16 protein-coding genes are annotated in these 19618 nt (G+C 39.8%); 12 read left to right on the top strand and 4 right to left on the bottom strand.

Features of this window, described 5'->3' with window-relative positions:
- Positions 1-78 precede the first annotated feature (78 nt).
- The gene (locus tag CC99x_RS08740) at positions 79-1326 is read left to right on the top strand and encodes a lipoprotein-releasing ABC transporter permease subunit (protein WP_057624023.1); all 1248 of its coding nucleotides are present in this window, start codon (positions 79-81) and stop codon (positions 1324-1326) included.
- Complete coding sequence (locus tag CC99x_RS08735) at positions 1316-2032, top strand: ABC transporter ATP-binding protein (protein WP_235528066.1); 717 nt, start codon at positions 1316-1318, stop codon at positions 2030-2032. Before CC99x_RS08740 ends, CC99x_RS08735 begins: the two co-directional genes overlap by 11 nt.
- A gap of 219 nt (positions 2033-2251) precedes the next feature.
- On the opposite strand, the gene CC99x_RS08730 is transcribed toward CC99x_RS08735, so the two are convergent.
- Complete coding sequence (locus CC99x_RS08730; protein WP_057624022.1) at positions 2252-2770, bottom strand: DUF2062 domain-containing protein; 519 nt, start codon at positions 2768-2770, stop codon at positions 2252-2254.
- 12 nt (positions 2771-2782) lie between these two features.
- On the opposite strand from CC99x_RS08730, the gene CC99x_RS08725 reads away from it, so the two are divergent.
- The 7 genes from CC99x_RS08725 to CC99x_RS08695 are packed head-to-tail and all read left to right on the top strand — an operon-like array spanning position 2783 to position 9757.
- Positions 2783-5086 carry a DNA internalization-related competence protein ComEC/Rec2 gene (locus CC99x_RS08725; RefSeq protein ID WP_057624021.1) on the top strand — a complete coding sequence of 768 codons (2304 nt, stop codon included), beginning with the start codon at positions 2783-2785 and terminating at the stop codon, positions 5084-5086.
- A gap of 30 nt (positions 5087-5116) precedes the next feature.
- Positions 5117-5743, top strand: coding sequence for a MotA/TolQ/ExbB proton channel family protein (locus CC99x_RS08720; RefSeq protein ID WP_200953420.1), 627 nt, complete (start codon positions 5117-5119; stop codon positions 5741-5743).
- Positions 5744-5785: 42 nt separating this feature from the next.
- Positions 5786-6235, top strand: coding sequence for an ExbD/TolR family protein (locus CC99x_RS08715; protein WP_057624020.1), 450 nt, complete (start codon positions 5786-5788; stop codon positions 6233-6235).
- The gene (gene msbA / locus CC99x_RS08710) at positions 6201-8027 is read left to right on the top strand and encodes a lipid A export permease/ATP-binding protein MsbA (RefSeq protein ID WP_077065359.1); all 1827 of its coding nucleotides are present in this window, start codon (positions 6201-6203) and stop codon (positions 8025-8027) included. The genes CC99x_RS08715 and msbA overlap by 35 nt, the downstream gene beginning before the upstream one ends.
- 11 nt (positions 8028-8038) lie before the next feature.
- On the top strand, positions 8039-9091 hold the full coding sequence (gene lpxK / locus CC99x_RS08705) for a tetraacyldisaccharide 4'-kinase (protein ID WP_057624019.1): 1053 nt from the start codon (positions 8039-8041) through the stop codon (positions 9089-9091).
- Positions 9092-9096: 5 nt separating this feature from the next.
- A complete protein-coding gene (locus CC99x_RS08700) occupies positions 9097-9288 on the top strand; it encodes a Trm112 family protein (RefSeq protein WP_057624018.1) in 192 nt (63 codons plus the stop codon).
- Positions 9278-9757, top strand: a complete 480-nt coding sequence (locus tag CC99x_RS08695) for a low molecular weight protein-tyrosine-phosphatase (protein WP_102134509.1) — start codon at positions 9278-9280, stop codon at positions 9755-9757. The genes CC99x_RS08700 and CC99x_RS08695 overlap by 11 nt, the downstream gene beginning before the upstream one ends.
- 361 nt (positions 9758-10118) lie before the next feature.
- Here the strand turns inward: CC99x_RS08695 and CC99x_RS08690 are convergent, their stop codons facing one another.
- Positions 10119-10637 carry a hypothetical protein gene (locus CC99x_RS08690; protein ID WP_057624016.1) on the bottom strand — a complete coding sequence of 173 codons (519 nt, stop codon included), beginning with the start codon at positions 10635-10637 and terminating at the stop codon, positions 10119-10121.
- Between the two features lie 358 nt (positions 10638-10995).
- Here CC99x_RS08690 and CC99x_RS08685 point away from each other — a divergent pair, with 358 nt between their 5' ends.
- The 3 genes from CC99x_RS08685 to CC99x_RS08675 are packed head-to-tail and all read left to right on the top strand — an operon-like array spanning position 10996 to position 15455.
- Positions 10996-12162 (top strand): efflux RND transporter periplasmic adaptor subunit, encoded by a 1167-nt coding sequence (locus tag CC99x_RS08685; protein WP_077065358.1) that lies wholly within the window; start codon positions 10996-10998, stop codon positions 12160-12162.
- Positions 12159-14096 (top strand): MacB family efflux pump subunit, encoded by a 1938-nt coding sequence (locus CC99x_RS08680; RefSeq protein ID WP_057624014.1) that lies wholly within the window; start codon positions 12159-12161, stop codon positions 14094-14096. The genes CC99x_RS08685 and CC99x_RS08680 overlap by 4 nt, the downstream gene beginning before the upstream one ends.
- Positions 14097-14099: 3 nt before the next feature.
- Positions 14100-15455, top strand: coding sequence for an efflux transporter outer membrane subunit (locus CC99x_RS08675; RefSeq protein ID WP_141651878.1), 1356 nt, complete (start codon positions 14100-14102; stop codon positions 15453-15455).
- Between the two features lie 173 nt (positions 15456-15628).
- On the opposite strand, the gene CC99x_RS08670 is transcribed toward CC99x_RS08675, so the two are convergent.
- On the bottom strand, positions 15629-16087 hold the full coding sequence (locus tag CC99x_RS08670) for a cupin domain-containing protein (protein WP_057624012.1): 459 nt from the start codon (positions 16085-16087) through the stop codon (positions 15629-15631).
- A gap of 215 nt (positions 16088-16302) precedes the next feature.
- Entirely contained in the window at positions 16303-19119 is a 2817-nt protein-coding gene (locus CC99x_RS08665; RefSeq protein WP_057624011.1) for an Rne/Rng family ribonuclease, read from the bottom strand.
- Positions 19120-19618: the final 499 nt, after the last annotated feature.

The following is a 19618-nucleotide window of genomic DNA, read 5'->3' as shown; positions in this document are numbered from 1 at the left end:
CAGATTGATTGATTGCAAGCGAACAACAGAATAGTGAAAATAACGCATAATACAACATTAAAAATTAGCTGAATAACTATGTTTAAGCCTTTTTCTCTCTACATTGGCTCTCGCTATACAAGTCTCAGACAAAGAGATCATTTCATCACCTTTATATCTATTGTCTCAATGGTAGGCATTGCCTTAGGGGTAATGGTACTCATTACAGTTTTATCTGTGATGAATGGTTTTACCAAAGAAATAAGAACACGTATTTTAAGTGTTACACCTCACATAATGGTGACGCAAGGGCAAAGCAATATCCAAGACTGGCCTATGGCAGTGAAGCATTTTTCAACGCGCAAAGAAGTGGAAGCGGCAGGACCTTTTGTTGAAGGGCAAGGCATGCTGACACATGGCCGAGAGGTACATGGTGTTTTAGTCAAAGGCATTGATCCTGCAACAGTGGATGCTGTTTTTCCTTTACGCTCTACCTTAATCACAGGCAATGTTGATGATTTGGCACCGGGTAAGTTTGGTGTCATCATAGGAAGCTATCTAGCAAAATCTTTGGGCGTTGGCGTAGGGGATAGCATTACGCTGGTCATCCCTGAAGTCACGGTCTCTTTAGTGGGGGTGACACCGCGTCTTAAAAGGCTCCAAGTCGTGGGTGTCTTTGAGGTGGGTTATATTTACGACACAACACACATTTTCCTCAATTTAGAAGATTCTGCTCGGCTTTTAAAAACAGGCGATGGTGTTACGGGCATACAATTAAAATTATTTGATCCTTTCAAGGCGCCTCAATTAGCGCATGAATTACGTGAAGAAGCACAACATTTCTATAATGTGGTTGATTGGACAGTACTCAACAGCGCTTATTTTAGTGCAGTAAAAATGGAAAAGACCATGATGTTTTTTACGCTGATCATGATCTTGGCGATTGCCGTGTTTAATCTCATTTCCACTTTAGTCATGGTTGTTACAGATAAACGAGGTGATATTGCGGTCTTTAGAGTGCTTGGTGCTTCGAAAAAGAAAATCATGGCAATTTTTATTTCTCAAGGTGCAATTATTGGTTTGATTGGTACGCTCATGGGCGTGATATTAGGTATCTTATTAGCACTCAATGTCACTGATATTGTGTCTTTTATTGAAAGACTTTTTAAAGTTAAGTTTTTATCTGAAGAAGTTTATTTTATCAGTTTCTTGCCGTCTGATTTACAAAGTGCGGATGTTATCTTAATTGCAACCTGTGCAATGGGCTTAAGCTTACTCGCAACCATTCATCCTGCTTGGCGTGCAGCTAAAGTACAACCTGCGGAGGCTTTACGCCATGATGCATAATAATAATTATCAACCAGAAGTGCAGTCTCAAAACACCGTGTTACGCTGCGAAAATGTAGTTAAAATATTTCAAGATGGTGATAGAACTATTCCCGTTTTAGGAAATATTAACTTTAGTGTTTCTTCACATGAGAGTATTGCGATTGTGGGGCGTTCAGGCTCTGGCAAAACAACCTTTATTCATATTTTGGGGGGCATTGAAAAGCCATCCAGCGGTAAAATTTATTTGAATGAAATGGAGTTATTGACCTTATCTGAGAAGAAGCGTGGTTTTTTACGCAATCGGGTATTAGGCTTTATTTTTCAGTTTCACCATCTCCTGGCTGAGTTTACCGCCTTTGAAAATGTTTGCATGCCTTTATTGATCCGAGGCGAACCCTTAAAAGATATCAAAGCAAAAAGCTTATATTATTTGAATAAAGTTGGATTATTAGATAGAAAAGAACACAAGCCTATGATGTTATCAGGTGGAGAACGCCAGCGTGTTGCGATTGCACGTGCCTTAGTTGCTGAGCCAAAATGTATTTTGGCAGATGAGCCAACGGGTAATTTGGATGACGAGAGCGCTGATCAAGTCTATGCATTGATGATGCAACTTGCTAAAGAAGTGGGTACAAGCTTTGTCATTGTGACGCATGATGTTAACTTGGCAAATAAGATGGATAGGACGTTGGTGCTAGATCGAGGCGAGCTAAAAGAGCAATAGTGCGCTTCTTGTCGTTTGATTTTATACTGTCGTTAATGCGCGTTGCTCATAGATGAGCGTAGCGAATCAATGCTCTTTCTTTGTTGTCAAAGAAAGAGGCGCCTTTAGGTGCATAGAAGGATTTTTAAAATAGATACTTAAAAAATCCATCTGCTCACTAAGGTGAGCCTCTTCCCTTGAAACCAAGGGAAGAGAATTATTCACTTCGTTCATTCCCATTCAAAGAGAGTCTGCCTTTCTCTGCCGCCTTGCCCAAGCTCTTTTTATATGCCAATACCACAGAATGCGTATCAAAATATTTGAGCTAATTGCTAAGACACTGCCACAGATGAAGCAACCTAAGAGAAAAGGTTGCCAAATTGAGGCCAATCCACTCGCAAACCATTCTACAGATGCATCAAATTGAAAGCCACGCGCTTCTCTTCCTAAAACGTAAGCCCCCACTTTAAAAGCAAAGTAAAATACTGGCGGCATTGTGATAGGATTGGTCAGCCATACAAGCGCAATTGAAATGGGTAAGTTGGCTCTCGCTACAATAGCGCAAGCTGCTGCAGGGATCATTTGGAAAGGCATGGGGATCATGGCACAGAATAATCCAATGCTAAAAGCAGTGGAAACAGAATAGCGATTCAATGACCAAAGATTTGGATTGTGCAATAAGCTACCAAACATTTTTAAATGTTTATGGTCTTTGATTTTATGATGCGGAATAAATTTTTTGAGTAATTTTTTAGGCATAAGATTTAGCCAATGATCTTAACTGTACTTTCACTGGGTGCTTTGCTCGGTGCGCTATTATTGACAAATTGTCCGACAGTGCCCAGTGGTAGTTTTATATTATTACTATTAGGTTGTGGCATTGTATTTGTGTTTAGTCAAGCTTGCCTACGACATAAATATCAAAACAAATATTTAAGCGCATTTTTCCTGAGTTTTATACTAAGCTTTAGTTGGGCGTATGTCCAGACCCAACAGCGTTTAGCCTGGCAGCTTCCAGCAGCTTGGACAAACAAAGAAATTAAGCTTTCGGGCTATATAATTGATCAAGCAATCACAGAAGACAATAAGGCAAGATACACAGTCAAACCATTTAGCATAAATGGAGAAAAACCGCATAGTAAGCATCTTAAAATTCAATTGTATTGGATGCATCCCACAGAAAAACTATCTCCAGGCAATCAAATAGAAGCGATTGTTAAACTAAAAGCTTTAAGAGGCTTGTATAACCCGGGTGCCTCAGACGAAGAAAAATATTGGTTTTTGGAAGGTTTAAAAGCACGCGGCAAGATCGTGTCATTAAATGCAGTCAAAGAAGGGCGCTTTTCATTAACCGCCTTCAGACAAACCATTGCAAGGCGTTTGCATCGGCTTTTTCCAGATGAGGAATTTTTGCCGGTGATTACAGCACTGACCATTGGGATCCGCACAGGTTTAGATACGAAGAGCAGAGAGGTTTTTCAGAAGACTGGGACGAGTCATCTACTGGCTATCTCAGGATTGCATTTGGGGTTGGTTGCTGCATTTTGTTTTATGTTTATAAAACGCCTTGCCTGTGTATTCCCTCGTTTCTTACTGAGATTTCCTGCGCCATGTATTGCTGCGGTTGTGACGCTTGGTTTTTCTTTTTTATATGCATTATTAGCAGGGTTCTCATTACCAACACAACGCGCTTTTATTATGATCAGCGTTGCGATGCTGAGCATTTTATTGAAAAGAAAAATTTTTAGCTGGCAAGCTTTTTTATTCGCATTGCTTTTAGTGGTTTTGCATGATCCTTTATGTGTTTTGCAAGCTGGATTTTGGTTGTCGTTTTGCGCAGTTGCGGCATTATTGATGGCAAAAGAAAGCTTTCCCGAAAAATCGTGGCGTAAGTGGTGGCAACCGCAATGGGTTGCTTTTGTTGGATTGTTGCCTCTAACCGTTCTTTTTTTTAATCAAGTAAGTTTGATTTCCCCTATTGCGAATATTTTTGCTATACCGATTGTTGCCGCTGTGGTAGTGCCTATCAGCCTATTGGGCGTTATCTTTATTTACCCAATTGAAGTTCTTGGAGAATTTTTAATTAGAATTGCAGTGATTTGTTTTTCTGTGGTGTGGCATTTATTAGATTTCTTAAGTCATATTCCTTTTGCAGCTGTTTCTTTAGCTGGGTTGTCTTATTGGATCATAGGTTTAAGCATCATTGGAACTTTGCTTTTATTAAGCCCTAAGGGGATGCCTGGAAAACCGCTTGCAATTTTATTTTATATGCCACTTTTATTCGTAAAACCGCACATACCCTATCAACAAGCACGTATTAGTATTTTGGATGTTGGCCAAGGATTGTCTACAGTCATAGAGACTAAAAATCATGTCATGCTCTTTGATACAGGGCCACAGTATGGTCGGCATGCTAATGCAGGTAGCAAAGTGATTTTACCTTATTTGCATGCCAGAAAAATTCAGCATATTGATAAAATTCTCATCAGTCATCATGATCTTGATCATAGAGGCGGTTTAAGCAGTTTGCTTGATTTTCCGATTACAGAAATTCAGAGTAGCGAGCCTGAGCTTCTTCAAGAAACTGTTTCTACTCGGCTTTCTGTATGTCAAAGAGATCAATCGTGGCAATGGGATGGTGTGTTGTTTGAAATATTACATCCCTATGGGCCAGAGCAAAAGAGAAATGATCGTTCTTGTGTCTTAAAAATAACAGCAAATCAGCAGTCTATTTTGATCCCTGGTGATATTACGCAGCAAGTAGAACGCAAGCTAGTACATCATGCAAGGGCGAAATTAAAAAGTGATATCTTAATTGTTCCGCATCATGGTAGTTTAACCTCCTCTTCGACTGCTTTTGTAGATGCTGTCTCGCCCTTGTATGCGGTGTTTGCAGTTGGTTATGGCAATCATTATGGTTTTCCAAAAGCGGATGTTTTGCAAAGATATGAAAGAATTGGTTCAGAAAACTTATTAACTTATGATTCAGGTGCTATTATTTTTGACTTAGGCAAAGCGCAGAAATTGACACCGCCTATGAAATGGCGGGAAACTGCAAAGCGGAATTGGCATTAGGATGAAAGCAAAGCTGCTTAGGAGGTAGAAGTGTTGGTATTATTTCAATCAGGTGGATGGTTAATGTGGCCTTTGCTTGTATGTTCTATTATTTCGCTTGCCATCGTGGTTGAACGGGCTTGGACTTTGCGTGAGACCAACATATTGCCACCTGACTTAGTAAAATCAATATTGAGTGAACTCTCAAAAAAAAATCAAACAGTGCATTTACCTAATTTGGCCTATAACAGCCCATTGGGTATCATTTTAGCTGTTGGCCTAAAATATAGTGAGAATGGTGTCTCTATTATGCGTGTTCGTATGGAAGAGCAGGGGCGCCAAGTTGTGATGCGGCTTGAGAAATATTTAAATGCTTTGGGTACCATTGCTTCTGTTTCCCCACTCTTGGGGCTGTTGGGTACTGTGATGGGTATGATTAATATATTCACAGCACTTAATTTACACGAGACGGCCAATACAGAAGTTCTAGCAGGAGGGATTGCACAGGCGCTCTTAACGACCGCTTTTGGTTTATCTATTGCTATACCTAGCCTAATGTTTCATCGTCATTTCCAAAGAAAAATTGACGAGCTATCTGTCAAACTTGAAAATGAGAGTTTGTTATTGATTGATGGCTTGAAAGCCATTGTACCAAGGCAAAAAAAGGTCATTATCTAAGATAATTATGAAAACTAGATTAATGTATATGGTATAATGACAATGAAATTTAGAAGTAAGACTCGCTCAGATGTTGATATTAATGTAACGCCATTAATTGATGTTGTATTTTTACTGCTCATCTTTTTTATGGTATCTACAACATTTAAGAAAAATACCCAACTAAATGTTCAATTACCCCATGCGTCTACTCAAGCATCTACAACAGAAAGTAGTGTTATTCGTATCCTAATAGACAGCAAAGGCCAATATGAATTAGATGGGACATTATATAACCGTGCAACGCTAAAAGTGTTATCTGAGCAACTTTTAGCAAAATATTCTCAAGAAAGTCCACTCTTCATCATGGGAGATAAAGAGGCGCCGCACCAATCATTGGTTTCATTACTTGAGTTGGCTGCGGATTTAAATATATCGAAGGTAAGGATATTGGCACAATTTGAAGACAAAGAAGATAATGCATACAAATCCTATGAAAAACAGACCCATTGATTCTCAGAAAAAAGTTTACAAAAGACTACTGTCTTATGTTTGGCCTTATCGTGCAGCATTTTTTTTAGCACTGTTTGGTAATCTTTTATATGGTGTTGTCGATGCAGGCTTCATCAAATTATTTGAACCATTGCTCAATAAAGGTTTTGTTGATAGAGATCAAAACTTTATTCAATGGATCCCAATTATGGTGATTTCGATCTTTTTCGTGCGTGGTATAGCAACTTTTCTCTCAACCTACTTTATGGGATGGGTAGGTCGTAATGTGGTAATGAATTTTAGACAGCAGATGTTTCAGCATTTGTTGAAATTACCAACCTATTATTATGATCGAATTACCTCGGGCGAAATACTTTCTAAAATAACCTATAACGTTGAGCAAGTGGCAGATGCATGCAGTGATGCTATTACTGTAATGGTGCGTGAGTCTTGTACGGCTATCGCGTTAATCGCGGTTATGGTTTCAATTAGCTGGCGTTTGACGCTTCTATTTGCAATCACCGTGCCTATCATGGCTGGTATTATGCATTTTGTTAGTAAGCGAATGCGTTCTGTATCTGCCTATATTCAAGAATCAATGGGGCGTGTAACTCATGTGGCAGAAGAAGCAATAGAAGGTCAAAAAGTCATTAAAGCTTTTGGCGGTCAAGCGTATGAACTGTCACGCTTTGCTAAAGCAACACAGTACAATCGTCATCAGGAAATGAAATTGATTGTTACGTCTGCTATTAGCATTCCCATGATTCAAATCGTTGGGGCAGTTGCCTTAGCCTTTACAGTCTATTTAGCAACTTTAAACCCTGAGCATACGATGCGAACAGCCATTACGCCAGGAGCTTTTGCGGCGATGATAACCGCCATGATCGCGCTTTTAAAACCGATTAAGCAATTAACCAAAGTAAACAGTAACATTCAAAAAGGGATAGCAGGCGCAGCAAGTATTTTTGCTTTCTTAGATGAAGAAACGGAAATAGATAAAGCAAAAACTTCTATAACTTCCAGAATGGCTGGCAACATTGCATTTAAGCATGTTTCTTTTAGTTACAAAACACAAAACCCAGAAAACCCCTTAGCTTCAACACTAAACCAGCAAACCTTGGATAATATTAGTTTTGAAGCAAAGGCAGGTGAAACCATCGCCATTGTGGGGCGCTCAGGTGGTGGAAAATCAACCATCGTCAATTTGTTGCCACGCTTCTATGAAGCACAAGGGCAGATCTCTATTGATGGTGTTGATGTAAAAGATATCCCGTTGAAAGATTTGAGAAGAAATATCTCTATTGTGAGTCAACAAGTTACTTTATTTAACGACAGCATTGCTAAAAATATTGCTTATGGTACAGACGCGACAATGGAAGAAATACAAGAGGCTGCTAAACTCGCACATGCCTTTGATTTCATTGAGCGTTTATCGCAGGGCTTTGACACAGTCATTGGTGAGAATGGGATACGTTTATCAGGTGGGCAACGTCAAAGAATTGCAATTGCACGCGCTATTTTAAAGAAAGCACCCATATTAATCTTAGATGAAGCAACCAGTAGCTTAGATACAGAATCAGAACGCCATATTCAATCAGCGCTTGATAAGCTGATGAGTCAATGCACAACCTTGGTTATTGCGCATCGACTATCTACCATTCAAAATGCAGATAGAATTATGGTGATTGATAAAGGTAAGATCATTGAATTAGGAACACATGAAGAGCTTATGGCTTCTAAGGGACTTTATAGCAGCCTACGTGTTATGCAGTATCAAGAGCGTGATTTTGTGCCTGAAATCGTTAATAGTTAAGATATGATTCTATGGGAAAATGGTTTGAGCGATATATACATAAAATTTGGTATCCGGTATCAAAACCATTTTCTTATTATCTTATCTTAACGCTATTACTACCTTTCTCTTTTTTATACACGGTTATTGCCACAGTCAGAAAATTTTACTTGCAACACTATAAGCAAGTGTCCGTTACAAAATACCCCGTCTGCGTCGTTGGTAATATAGCTGTTGGAGGCACGGGGAAAACACCTTTTGTTATTTTTTTTGCAGAGCTTTTAAAACAACATGGTTTTAAGCCTGGCATTGTGTCACGTGGCTATTCAGGCAGCAAAGCGCGTAATGAGGTTGTTTTGGTTGATAGTCAAGCCGTTGCTGCTTTTGTGGGAGAAGAGCCAAAGCTCATTCATCAAAAAACACAATGTCCTGTTGTGGTAGGGGTTCACCGCAATCAGTGCATTCAGAAATTATGTCAATCTTTTCCTGAAGTCGATATCATTATCAGTGATGATGGTTTGCAGCACTATGCAATGCATCGAGATCTTGAAATTGGATTAATGGATGGCATTAGAAAATTCGGTAATGGTTTTTGTTTACCTGCGGGGCCACTTAGAGAGCTTTGTCAAAGATTCAATCAGGTTGATTTTGTTGTTGTGAAACAGAGTCGCTTGAAAAAAAGTCGTATGAAGCAAAAAATTCTTAAACACACTTTTGATATGCAATTGCTGCCCCAGCAGTGGGTAAACGTCAAAGATCATAGCCAGCAAGTATCCTTAGAGTATTTTCGAGGAAAAATAGTTCATGCTGTTACAGGTATTGGCAATCCATCAAGCTTCTTTGAACTATTGTCGGCATTAGGGATTAAATTTATTCCGCAGGTTTACCCTGATCATTATGCCTATACAGAAAATGATTTCAATTTTAGTGATGAATACCCAATCATTATGACAGAGAAAGATGCTATAAAATGTACCCAGTTTGCAAGTGCGCATGTTTGGATGTTGGCTTTAACGGTGAGCTTGCCAGACGATTTTAGCACGCTGCTCATCAATAAAATAAAATCAATACAAAAGAAGGATTAGAAAAGATGGATAAAAAATTATTAGAAATACTTGCCTGTCCATTGTGTAAACAATCGCTTATTTATCTGAAAGACAAGAAAGAGTTGGTATGTAAAGCCGATCGTTTAGCTTATCCTATTAAAGAAGACATTCCTGTTATGTTGGAAGATGAGGCGCGTAAGTTGGATTTGGAAGAGGTAGAAAAAATTGCAAGTTAAAGTTTTATTTGTTTGCATGGGAAATATTTGTCGCTCGCCTACCGCTGAGGCAGTATTTACGACATTTGTTTCTAAAGCGGGGCTTCAGCAGCATATTCTGATAGATTCAGCAGGAACGCATGCCTATCATATCGGTGAAGCACCTGATACGCGTTCGATTGCAGCAGGATTGAAAAGGGGGTATGCCTTAGGGCATTTGCTTGCAAGACAAGTAAATACTTCTGATTTTAGTAACTTTGATTATATTGTCGCTATGGATAAAAATAATCATCGCTTGCTTATGTCACAATGCCCAGATGCGTTGCAATATAAAATATCACTCTTATTAGAGCATGCTGATGATCTTGAGGAAGCAGAAGTGCCGGATCCTTATTATGGGGGTGAGCAAGGCTTTTTTAGGGTTATTGACTTGATAGAATCAGGGGCAAAAGCTTTGTTAGAAAAGATTCGCAAGGAAAGCTTGATTTAAATTTAGTGGTGATTGTTTCTTTATGCTTCGCAATGGACTTCTCAACTTGAATTGTCGCCAAGATACACAGGACCCAATTCATTCGTAGGGGCCGGTCTCTGTGCCGGCTCGTCAAATTCAGGGCGGACACAGTGGTCCGCCCCTACATAATTCATCACACCAATTCTTAAAAAAACCTTATAATTAAGTAAGTGATGAACGTATTTAACCCTCACCTGGCTTTTAGCCATCCTCTCCCAAAATTGGTAGAGGCATTATGATTCGCTGTGCTCATCAGGTATTTTTTTTAAATAATGAATGAGGACTTACTATTTCTTTGTTCGAAAAGTGAACGAAAAAATAGTAAGCCCATATAAAAAACTCAATAAGTAAAGCTATAGGGCGAAGAGCGTCTTTCTTGAGGACTTGGCGTATCAGTATCTGAACCTGAGGTTATTTGACATCTTAGATTATCTCTATCTTCCTTAACAGCCAAAAGATTGTCTCTTAATTGTGAATTTTCTTGTCGTAATAACACTCTATCTGTATTGGCAGATTCAAGTTGCCGTTTTAAGATTAAGACAGTATCTTGTTGTGAGTCCTGGGAATTTCTTCTTAGACTATCTCGGTCTTCTTTAACAGCAGCAAGCGAATCTTTTAATTCAGTGTTTTCTTTCCGTAACTGAACTCTATTCTGATTAGCAACTTCAAGTTGTTGGGTTCGTGCTTTTAGTTGTTGTTTTAATTCTAAAATTTCATTTTCTAATGAGGCATTTTTTTCAAAAACATTGTCATAGTCTTCTTGATTCGTTTCTTCATCTGATTCACTCTCTGAATCGTCAGCTCTATCAGAAGTAGAAGTATATAAGTTACTAAACATTTTTGTGAGGCCATCGAGCATTTTGTAATCCCCCTAGTATTATTTTTAGTTGTTTTGCATTTGCATCGTGATTTGTAAAGGCTAAGGATTGTAACAAAGTATAGAGAATGTACCGATGCATGTTATCAGTAAATCAATGTCGTTCGTCGGAGTTATTTTTAAAACTTGAGGATAAAATTTATCTGCAAAGACTCCCTCTGCAAAAAATGCTAATTTATGACATGTAATAAGAAATTAAAAATTAGTTTGATTCCTAATTTTGTTGCGCAACAATAGCTATTTAACTAGTCAAATACAAATCATACTTTTTTACTTTCGTAGCGTATCAAGTTTTTTCGCGTGTAAAATAAATGAGGCAAATGAAGAGGTCAAAGCGAAGATGCGGAAATATTTATTATGGATGTTGGCTGCTTTATTACTTGTAGGCATACTTTGGGGTGGTCTCAAGTTTTACAAAAGAGATAAATCACAATCAACGGAAAATACTATGGCAGAAGTGCAGCTGGGTAGTATTGAAAGAATTGTCACTGCACAAGGCAAATTAGAACCCAAAGAGTATGTCGATGTGGGGGCTCAAGTATCAGGCTTAGTAAAAAAGCTGCATGTAGAGTTAGGAGATGTTGTTAAACAGAAAGATTTGATCGCTGAAATTGATCCTGATGTATACGCTTCGCAAGTAAAAGGGAGTGAAGCGCGTTTGAAAACATTGCAAGCTCAAAAAGCGGAACAATTATCGCTCGTTAAACAAGCAAACCAGAAACTGACGCGTAATCAAAATTTAATTAAAGAAAAAGCAGTGAGCGTAGAAATTTTGGAAGATGCAGAGACGACATTGGAAGTTGCAAATGCGCAGTTGTTGTCATTAAAAGCCCAAATTGAGGAAGCACAATCCACTTTGGATGGAAATAGAGCCAATTTAAGCTATACAAAAATCTATGCACCCATGGATGGAACTGTTGTTTCTCAGTCCGTCAAAGAAGGTCAGACCATTAATGCTAATCAGACGGCACCTGTTATCGTACAAATTGCTAACTTAGATATTATGACGGTTAAAGCACAAGTGGCTGAAGCAGATATTACAAAGCTGAAAGTAGGTATGCCTATGTATTTTATGACCTTAGGCTCTATGGATCGACGTTGGCAGGGAACTATTCGTCAGATTTTACCTTCTCCAGAAACAGTAAATGATGTCGTACTCTATAATGTTTTGGTTGATATTGAAAATAAAGATCACCAATTAATGACGGGAATGACAACACAAATGTTTTTCATTGTAGCAAAAAAAGAAAACATACCCATTATTCCCACAAGTGCGTTATTTAAAAGAATGCCAGAATTGGATATAGAGCAAGGGCAAGCTTATCAGGTTAAAGTAAAAAATAAAAAAGGTATTGAGCTTAGAACAGTTATCATTAGCCTATCCGATCGCAGCACTGCTGCTGTTGAAAGAGGATTAAATAAGGGAGAGACAGTCTTGTTAATGGAAAGCCTCTCCTCTTCAACACCTAATACTCAAGGCCGTCGTGCAGGCATGGCGCGTTTATGACAATCCCTTTAATTGAGCTGAAGGATATCAGCCGTCATTATAAAAGTGGTGATATTGTCGTAAAAGCGCTTAATAGTACGAATATTTCCATTTGGCACGGTGACTTTGTTGCTATTATGGGGCAATCTGGCTCGGGTAAATCAACCTTAATGAATATTATAGGTTGCCTTGATAAGCCAACAACGGGCACCTATAAAATCATGGGACGTGAAGTATCTAAATTAGAATCCGATGATTTGGCTGCATTACGCAGAGATATTTTTGGTTTTATCTTTCAGCGATACAATCTCCTTGCAACGGCAAGTGCAGAAGAAAATGTTGAAATTCCTGGTTTATATGCAGGTATGAAGCGTGTACAAAGAAGTCAACGTGCTCGTCAATTACTGGATGATTTAGGATTAAGTGATCGCTACGATCATCGACCCGCAGAACTGTCAGGAGGACAGCAGCAGCGTGTGGCGATTGCACGCGCATTGATGAATGATCCCCCCGTTATTTTAGCGGATGAGCCTACAGGCGCTTTGGATAGCCATAGTGGCAAAGAAGTCATGAATCAATTAAAAAGTTTGAATGAAAAGGGTCGCACAATTATTCTCATTACGCATGATGAGCAAGTGGCAGCACATGCCAAGCGGATTATTCGTATTCAGGATGGAAAGATCATTGCAGACAGTATGGATGCACAGAATGGCCAGTTTTCTGTGCGCTCAAAAGATCCTGTTCATCATAAAGCGAGTAGTTTGAGCACAGATAGTTTTGAAGCCATTAAAACCGCATTTCGATCATTACGTTCTAATCTCTTTCGTACTTCTTTAACCTTACTGGGCATTGTTATTGGTGTCGCATCTGTGATTACCATGCTTGCTGTGGGTAATGGCAGCAAACAGAGAGTGTTGACACAGATCAGTGCAATGGGAACAAATATTTTAAGTGTTAGGCCAGGCGCGGCAGGTATTCGCAGCAGTGGAGATATTGCAACATTGGTAGCCAGTGATGCCAAAGCATTAGAAGAACTTTCTAACGTTGTGGTGGTGGTGCCTGAACGCAGTGGGCGTAAGACATTACGCATTGGCAATATCGATTATGCAAGTAATATACAAGGTGTGGGAGCAGGATTCCCGCTTGCGCGTGATTGGCCTATACAGCAAGGCACTTTTTTTACAATAGACGATGTAAACTCTTATGCTGCTGTTATTGTTCTAGGCGCTACAGTAGCAAAGACATTTTTTCCAGGCAACGATAATCCAATCGGTCAGTTTATGTTGGTTGGTAATACGCCTTTTCAGATTATTGGCACGATGTCTTCAAAAGGTGCTGCGCCTTGGGGAGGCGATCAGGATGATACAGCTTATATTCCCTATACAACCGCTATGGTTCGCCTATTTGGATCAACTTACTTAAATAGCATCACCTTAAAGGTAGAAGATGCTTCCATGATTGCAAAGACAGAAGCTGAAATTGTTGAGTTATTAAAAAACCGACATGGGACAGAAGATTTTTCAGTGCGAAATACAGCTTCTTTTCTAGAAATGGCAACGGCAACACAAAATACATTAACGATTTTGCTGGGTGCTGTTGCTGCTATTTCTCTGCTTGTCGGAGGTATTGGTGTGATGAATATTATGTTAGTGAGTGTGACAGAGCGTACCCGAGAAATTGGTATTCGCATTGCGACGGGTGCTCGTATGCGAGATATTATGGTTCAATTCAATACTGAAGCAGCTGTTGTGTGTACCATTGGCGGTGTTTTTGGTGTATTGCTTGGTTTTTTGGCGGGTATTATCCTTTCACTCTTTGGGGTTGATATTGTATTTTCATTGTTTCCCGCATTATTAGCTTTTAGTTGTGCTGTTTCAACAGGCTTGTTATTTGGTTATTTACCTGCTCGAACAGCAGCACAACTGGATCCGGTTGTGGCATTAAGCTCGGAGTAAGTTGTGAAACAGTCAATATGCTTGATGAGTCTTCTTTTATTATGTGGTTGTACATTCATACCAAACTATCAACGTCCCCAAATGGATGTACCTGGAGAATGGAATAATCAAGCAATCAAAAATTCCTATGACATCGCTAGAGATTGGTGGATGTCATTTGACTCTGCAGAATTAAATCAGTTGATGAATGAGGCACTTTCTCATAATCATGATGTACTTGCGGGCATTCAAAGAGTGAAGCAAGCACGTGCTAATCTAAAGATTGCCCGCGCTGATCTTTTTCCAAATATAGATGCTTCTGCTGATGCATCACGCGTACATAGTCACCCTGCAAAAGCAAGTGCGATGGACAGCACAAACTTACAAGCTGGTTTGAGCATTGCCTATGAACTGGATCTCTTTGGGGCAAATCGTTCAAATGTTGCTGCTGTCAGGTCTAGTTTACATGCAAGTCAGTATGATGAAGATGCACTGGCTTTAGTTGTAATGAGTGATGTTGCTCAAAGCTATTTCTTATTGCTAAATTTGCAAGAACGTTTGGCTATTGCCAATATCAATCTTAACAATGCAAAAGAAGTGCTGCGTATCATCAGTGCACGCGTTCGAGAGGGTTCTGAGTCTGAACTAGAATTAGCTCAGCAATCTGTATTGGTTGCTAATAATGAAGCAGCACGTGCTTTGCTGATAGAGCAGCTTCAAAATAGTCAAAATGCATTGGCAGTATTGTTGGGAAAAACACCGCAAGCTTTGAACATAAAAGAGTATAGTTTAGCGACCCTGGCCGTGCCTATTATATGTCCTAGACAACCTTCTGAGTTATTAGAACGTCGCCCTGACATAAAAGCAGCAGAAGCAAGTCTTGTTGCAGCAAATGCAAATATTGGTGTTGCACGTGCTGCTTTTTTTCCGTCTATTTCACTCGGACTTGCCAATAATATATCAGCAGCAGGTTTTCATGAACCTGTGACAAAAACTTTATCATTGACTTCTTCTCTTGCCATGCCACTTTTTCAGGGAGGACGTATAAAAGGGGGGGTAGAGTTAGCGACAGCACGGCAACGAGAATTAATCGAAATCTATCGTAAAACGGTGTTAACTGCTTTCCAAGAAGTAGAAGATGCACTTGTGGCTGTTAAAATAGCACAGGATAGAGAAAATATTTTAGAAGTGGCTGTGCAACAAGCACGTAAGGCTTATCAATTATCAAAAAGAAAATATGATTTAGGTGCTATCAATTTCCAAACCTTATTAGATACACAAAATGCCCAGCTTTCAGCAGAAGATAGTTTTACACAAGCAAAATTGAGTCGTTTAACATCTGCAGTTACCTTGTTTAAGGCACTGGGTGGTGGATGGTGATATAGAGGCCGTTGACGCTGTCCCATTCACCGACTACGCGTTGCTGCTTGTTTCTTTTTGTTTGTTCGCTTTGCGAACGAAGAATAGGCATCAATATTTTATAATCAAACCCCAGAAATTGCTTAAGTTGACGCTTATGACCCTTCGCTGGAATGACATATTATATTAATTTTTCAGTATAAAAAATTTTTCTTTTCAAACCGTTTGAGTGCTTTTTCTTTGGCCTTTACGATATAATCTGGTTGTTCTGTGAGCGCAACTTTGATTTCAAGATCTTGTGTAGAGATAATTTTATACCAATTCGGCACATTACCAGATTCATAATAGCCAGGTGTCATGATATCCATAATGCTTGCGGATGTTATGGCTTTTATATGATGCAGGTTGTTTTTGGTAGGGGTCAGTAAATAAGAATCTGATGCTTTAAATTTTTTAATAAAAGAAGATTTAATAGAAAGGCTGCCTTTATCGGTTCTAATTTTATCAAAACATTCCATTTCAATATCACCAGAAACGACATAAAGAAAAACATGGGTATCAGGATGATCGTGTAGGGGAATTTCGTCACCAGGTTGTAAATGCATGAGGATGACTTGAATTTCTCTTTCCTTGTTTATGATTTCTATTTCCATATAGATGATCCTTATCAAGTATAGTCTTCGCATATGAATTTTCGAGGGTGTTGTCTTCGCCATCTCGTAATCCTCATGTACTTTTATGTACATTCCGGTTACTCGAGGCTTGACGCCTACTCGACATTGTGCCCCTTGCGGGTAAAACTCATGTGCTGTGACTATAGAGCGAGAAAAAAAGAGCCTCTTACGACGAAGAGGCTCTTTTAATGAGCTTAAGAGTTTTCTTTTTCGCCCTCGTTCTTTGTTTCTGCTTTTGTTTCCACCTCAGCTTCAATCTTTGCTTCACTTATGCGTGATTGATTCGCAATCGTTGGCAAATCATGCGGCTTTTCTGCGTAGGTAGAACGTTTGCTAACCACTTGTTTGAAAGATTGTTTGTTCTCTGTTAACGAACGTTCAACTTTCTCTAAGGGTGCAACCAAGGTATTTTGTTTCTCTTCATTGCTTAATTGAGAGAAACTCGTCACATTCAATACAGCATTACGCTTCTCTTCTCTCGCCTTTTCTTGTTCTGGTGAGAGTGGTGCAGGCGCTTCAGGTGCTTTTATGACAACGACAGCCTTAGGTTCTGCTGCGGGCGGTGCCATCATAGCGGTTGGCGTTGTTGCAACCTCTGGTTTCTGGGTTACTGGGGCAGCGGCTGTATGAATGGGTGTAACATTCGCAGCGTTGCTTTGAATATTAGGTTGCTCTTTCGCTTCATAATTTTCGCTACGTGAAACAGACTTCTCGCGATCTCTGTTTTCTCTGTGGCCTCTGGTTTCGCGATGCTCTCTGTGGTCGCGGTGTTCTCGCGGTTCCCGATGCTCTCTAGGCTCCCTGGTTTCTCTTTGCTCTTTATTATGATCGCTTTGTGAAGCGTGAGTGGCCTGAGCATGATGGTGGTGGCGCTGCTGATGCTGTGGTGCATTGCCACTCATCTCATGAGATGAATGATGTGTCGCCGTTTGATGTTTGGTAGAAGTATGTGAATGTTGAGCATCATCCTGCGAAGGGGCATCATGATGATGTCTTTCAGCGTGATGCTTATGGTGATGATGTCGGTTGCCCTGATTTTCATCATAAGATCTTGCATTCGAATAGTTTCCACTACGATCACGGTTATGATCACGATTGTAATCTCTGGAATTGTCTCGATTGTCCCTCGTATCTCGATTATCTCTGTAATTGCCATCTGAACGATTATTGTTTTGTGAACGTCGGTTATGGCCATGGCGCTTACGGTTGTCTTTTCTACCACCGTGTTGTGGACGTTTAGAACCTTTATGATGATGCCTGTTATTATCGCTGTCTTGATTCTCGTCTCTGTTTTGCGCTTCGCTGTTGCGTGTTAAGGCTTTATTGGCATTAGCGCCGAAAACAGCCTTCCAAATACGCTTAATTAAGCCAGAATCTTGTGCACGTGATGCAGAAGGTGCCGGTGGCGTAATATGCTTAAGTGGTGAATCAGGCTCTACTTTATTTTCAAAAGATTTGATGCTTGATTCAATGGGCGTAGCAGGCACTGCTGTAACTTGCTTGTAGCTTGGTGTTTTGCGTGCATTTGCTGCATCTTCTTTCTTCAAGCGTTGAAGTTCGTAGTGAGGCGTTTCAAAATACTTATTCGGAATAATTAAGATGCCCACCTGATAGCTTTGTTCAAGCTTAGTAATGGATTCACGCTTCTCATTTAGCAAGTAGCTTGCCACTTCAATAGGTACTTGAACGTTTAATTGTCCAATATGTTCTTTCATGACTTCTTCTTCAATGACGCGAATAATTGCCATTGAAATAGAGTGAATGCTTCTGATGTTACCTTGGCCTTCACAACGAGGGCAGTTGATGTGTGTTGTTTCGCCCAATGCAGGTCTTAAGCGTTGACGTGACATCTCTAACAAGCCGAATCGAGAGATACGACCCATCTGGATGCGTGCACGATCGCTTTTTAATTCCTCGCGTATTTTGTTTTCCACCATACGTTGATGACGTGGAATGTTCATATCGATAAAATCAATGACGATGAGACCACCAATGTCACGTAATCTTAATTGACGTGCAATTTCACTGGCTGCTGCAAGATTAGTTTGTAAAGCTGTTTCTTCAATATCGCTACCTTCGGTAGCTTTGGCTGAGTTAATATCAACCGCAATCAATGCTTCTGTGTGATCAATTACAATCGATGCACCGTTTTCAAGAGCGATTTCTCGTTTATAAGCAGACTCAATCTGTGTTTCAATTTGGAAGCTGCTAAAGAGTGGGGTAGGTTCTTGGTATAGTTTTAGGCGACTGATAAAGTCAGGACGTACTAGATTTAAGTGATCTTCGACTTGTTTAAATGCTTTCTCGGTATCAACAATGATTTCACCGATATCGGGTCTTAAATAGTCACGGATAGCGCGAACAACGACATCACTGTCTTTGTGAATCAGCAAAGGTGCATGATTAGCATTTGCATAGCCACAGATTGCTTTCCATTGGACGAGGAGAACATCTAAATCCCATTGTAATTCTTCAATACTGCGTCCCAATCCTGCTGTTCTGACGATGAGACCCATGCCTTCAGGAACGGGTAATTGGTTTAATACATCTTTGAGATCATCTCGTTCTTCGCCTTCAATGCGTCGAGAGATACCGCCAGCGCGTGGATTATTCGGCATTAATACTAGGTAACAACCTGCTAAGCTGATAAAAGTGGTGAGTGCTGCACCTTTAGTGCCTCTTTCTTCTTTATCCACTTGGACGATGAGTTCTTGTCCAGGTCTTAGCACATCTTTTATGTTGGGTCTGCCGTGTTCAAAACTGGCATTTTCGTGGAAACATTCGCGAGCAACTTCTTTGATGGGTAAAAATCCGTGTCTGTTTGAGCCAAAATCGATAAAAGCGGCTTCTAAGCTAGGTTCAACTCTAGTGACGCGTCCTTTAAATATGCTTGCTTTTGTTTGGGTTTTTCCAGTTCTTTCTACATCGAGATCATATAAAGTTCGTCCATCGACTAATGCAACTCTTAACTCTTCGCCTTGGGTTGCATTTATTAACATTCTTTTAGTCATAGTTAACCATTTAATTATTTGTTATAAATTGAATTATATTATTCATACGTTTTGCTTCTTTATTTTAGGAGCATGTACTCGTAGACCAGTCAGGGCCTTCCCTCTTATAGAAAACAGTAGCAGGCTTAGAAAGGACTAGAGAGCGACAACTTTTGAGTTTTGGAGTCCTGGGTCGCTGGAACAATTATTAAGCTCCAAAATTAATATGGTTGTGAAACTGACTATAATCGTAATCCTTTTTCACAACAGGCACATGGTAACAGTTTTTGCACATCCTCACTATAGTCTTTGCACATGACTTTCGCCCGCTGGGAGGGCAATGTCGAAGGTGTTGTCTTTGCCCTCTAGTGATTCTGAATGTATTTTTGTGAGCCACTTTCTTTTCGTTTCGTCTTATCCATCGGCGAATAGGTGTAAGGGTATCCAATGGGCTTAAGTCGCGTTTTTCTTGAAAGATGGGGCTTGGAGGGGCTAAGGGGTAGAGTAAATATCGGTTAAT

It is taken from the genome of Candidatus Berkiella cookevillensis (assembly GCF_001431315.2).
Lineage (GTDB): Bacteria > Pseudomonadota > Gammaproteobacteria > Berkiellales > Berkiellaceae > Berkiella_A > Berkiella_A cookevillensis.
Note: the sequence above shows the minus strand (reverse complement) of the source record. Positions and strands in the feature narration are given on the sequence as shown.

Excerpts from the sequence above, each read along its gene's own strand:
- CC99x_RS08680 (WP_057624014.1), top strand. The coding sequence starts at position 12,159 with ATGACAATCCCTTTAATTGAGCTGAAGGATATCAGCCGTCATTATAAA.
- CC99x_RS08700 (WP_057624018.1), top strand. The coding sequence starts at position 9,097 with ATGGATAAAAAATTATTAGAAATACTTGCCTGTCCATTGTGTAAACAA.
- CC99x_RS08725 (WP_057624021.1), top strand. The coding sequence starts at position 2,783 with ATGATCTTAACTGTACTTTCACTGGGTGCTTTGCTCGGTGCGCTATTA.
- lpxK (WP_057624019.1), top strand. The coding sequence starts at position 8,039 with ATGGGAAAATGGTTTGAGCGATATATACATAAAATTTGGTATCCGGTA.
- CC99x_RS08715 (WP_057624020.1), top strand. The coding sequence starts at position 5,786 with ATGAAATTTAGAAGTAAGACTCGCTCAGATGTTGATATTAATGTAACG.
- CC99x_RS08670 (WP_057624012.1), bottom strand. The coding sequence starts at position 16,087 with ATGGAAATAGAAATCATAAACAAGGAAAGAGAAATTCAAGTCATCCTC.
- CC99x_RS08735 (WP_235528066.1), top strand. The coding sequence starts at position 1,316 with ATGATGCATAATAATAATTATCAACCAGAAGTGCAGTCTCAAAACACC.
- CC99x_RS08740 (WP_057624023.1), top strand. The coding sequence starts at position 79 with ATGTTTAAGCCTTTTTCTCTCTACATTGGCTCTCGCTATACAAGTCTC.
- msbA (WP_077065359.1), top strand. The coding sequence starts at position 6,201 with ATGCATACAAATCCTATGAAAAACAGACCCATTGATTCTCAGAAAAAA.
- CC99x_RS08665 (WP_057624011.1), bottom strand. The coding sequence starts at position 19,119 with ATGACTAAAAGAATGTTAATAAATGCAACCCAAGGCGAAGAGTTAAGA.
- CC99x_RS08730 (WP_057624022.1), bottom strand. The coding sequence starts at position 2,770 with ATGCCTAAAAAATTACTCAAAAAATTTATTCCGCATCATAAAATCAAA.
- CC99x_RS08690 (WP_057624016.1), bottom strand. The coding sequence starts at position 10,637 with ATGCTCGATGGCCTCACAAAAATGTTTAGTAACTTATATACTTCTACT.
- CC99x_RS08685 (WP_077065358.1), top strand. The coding sequence starts at position 10,996 with ATGCGGAAATATTTATTATGGATGTTGGCTGCTTTATTACTTGTAGGC.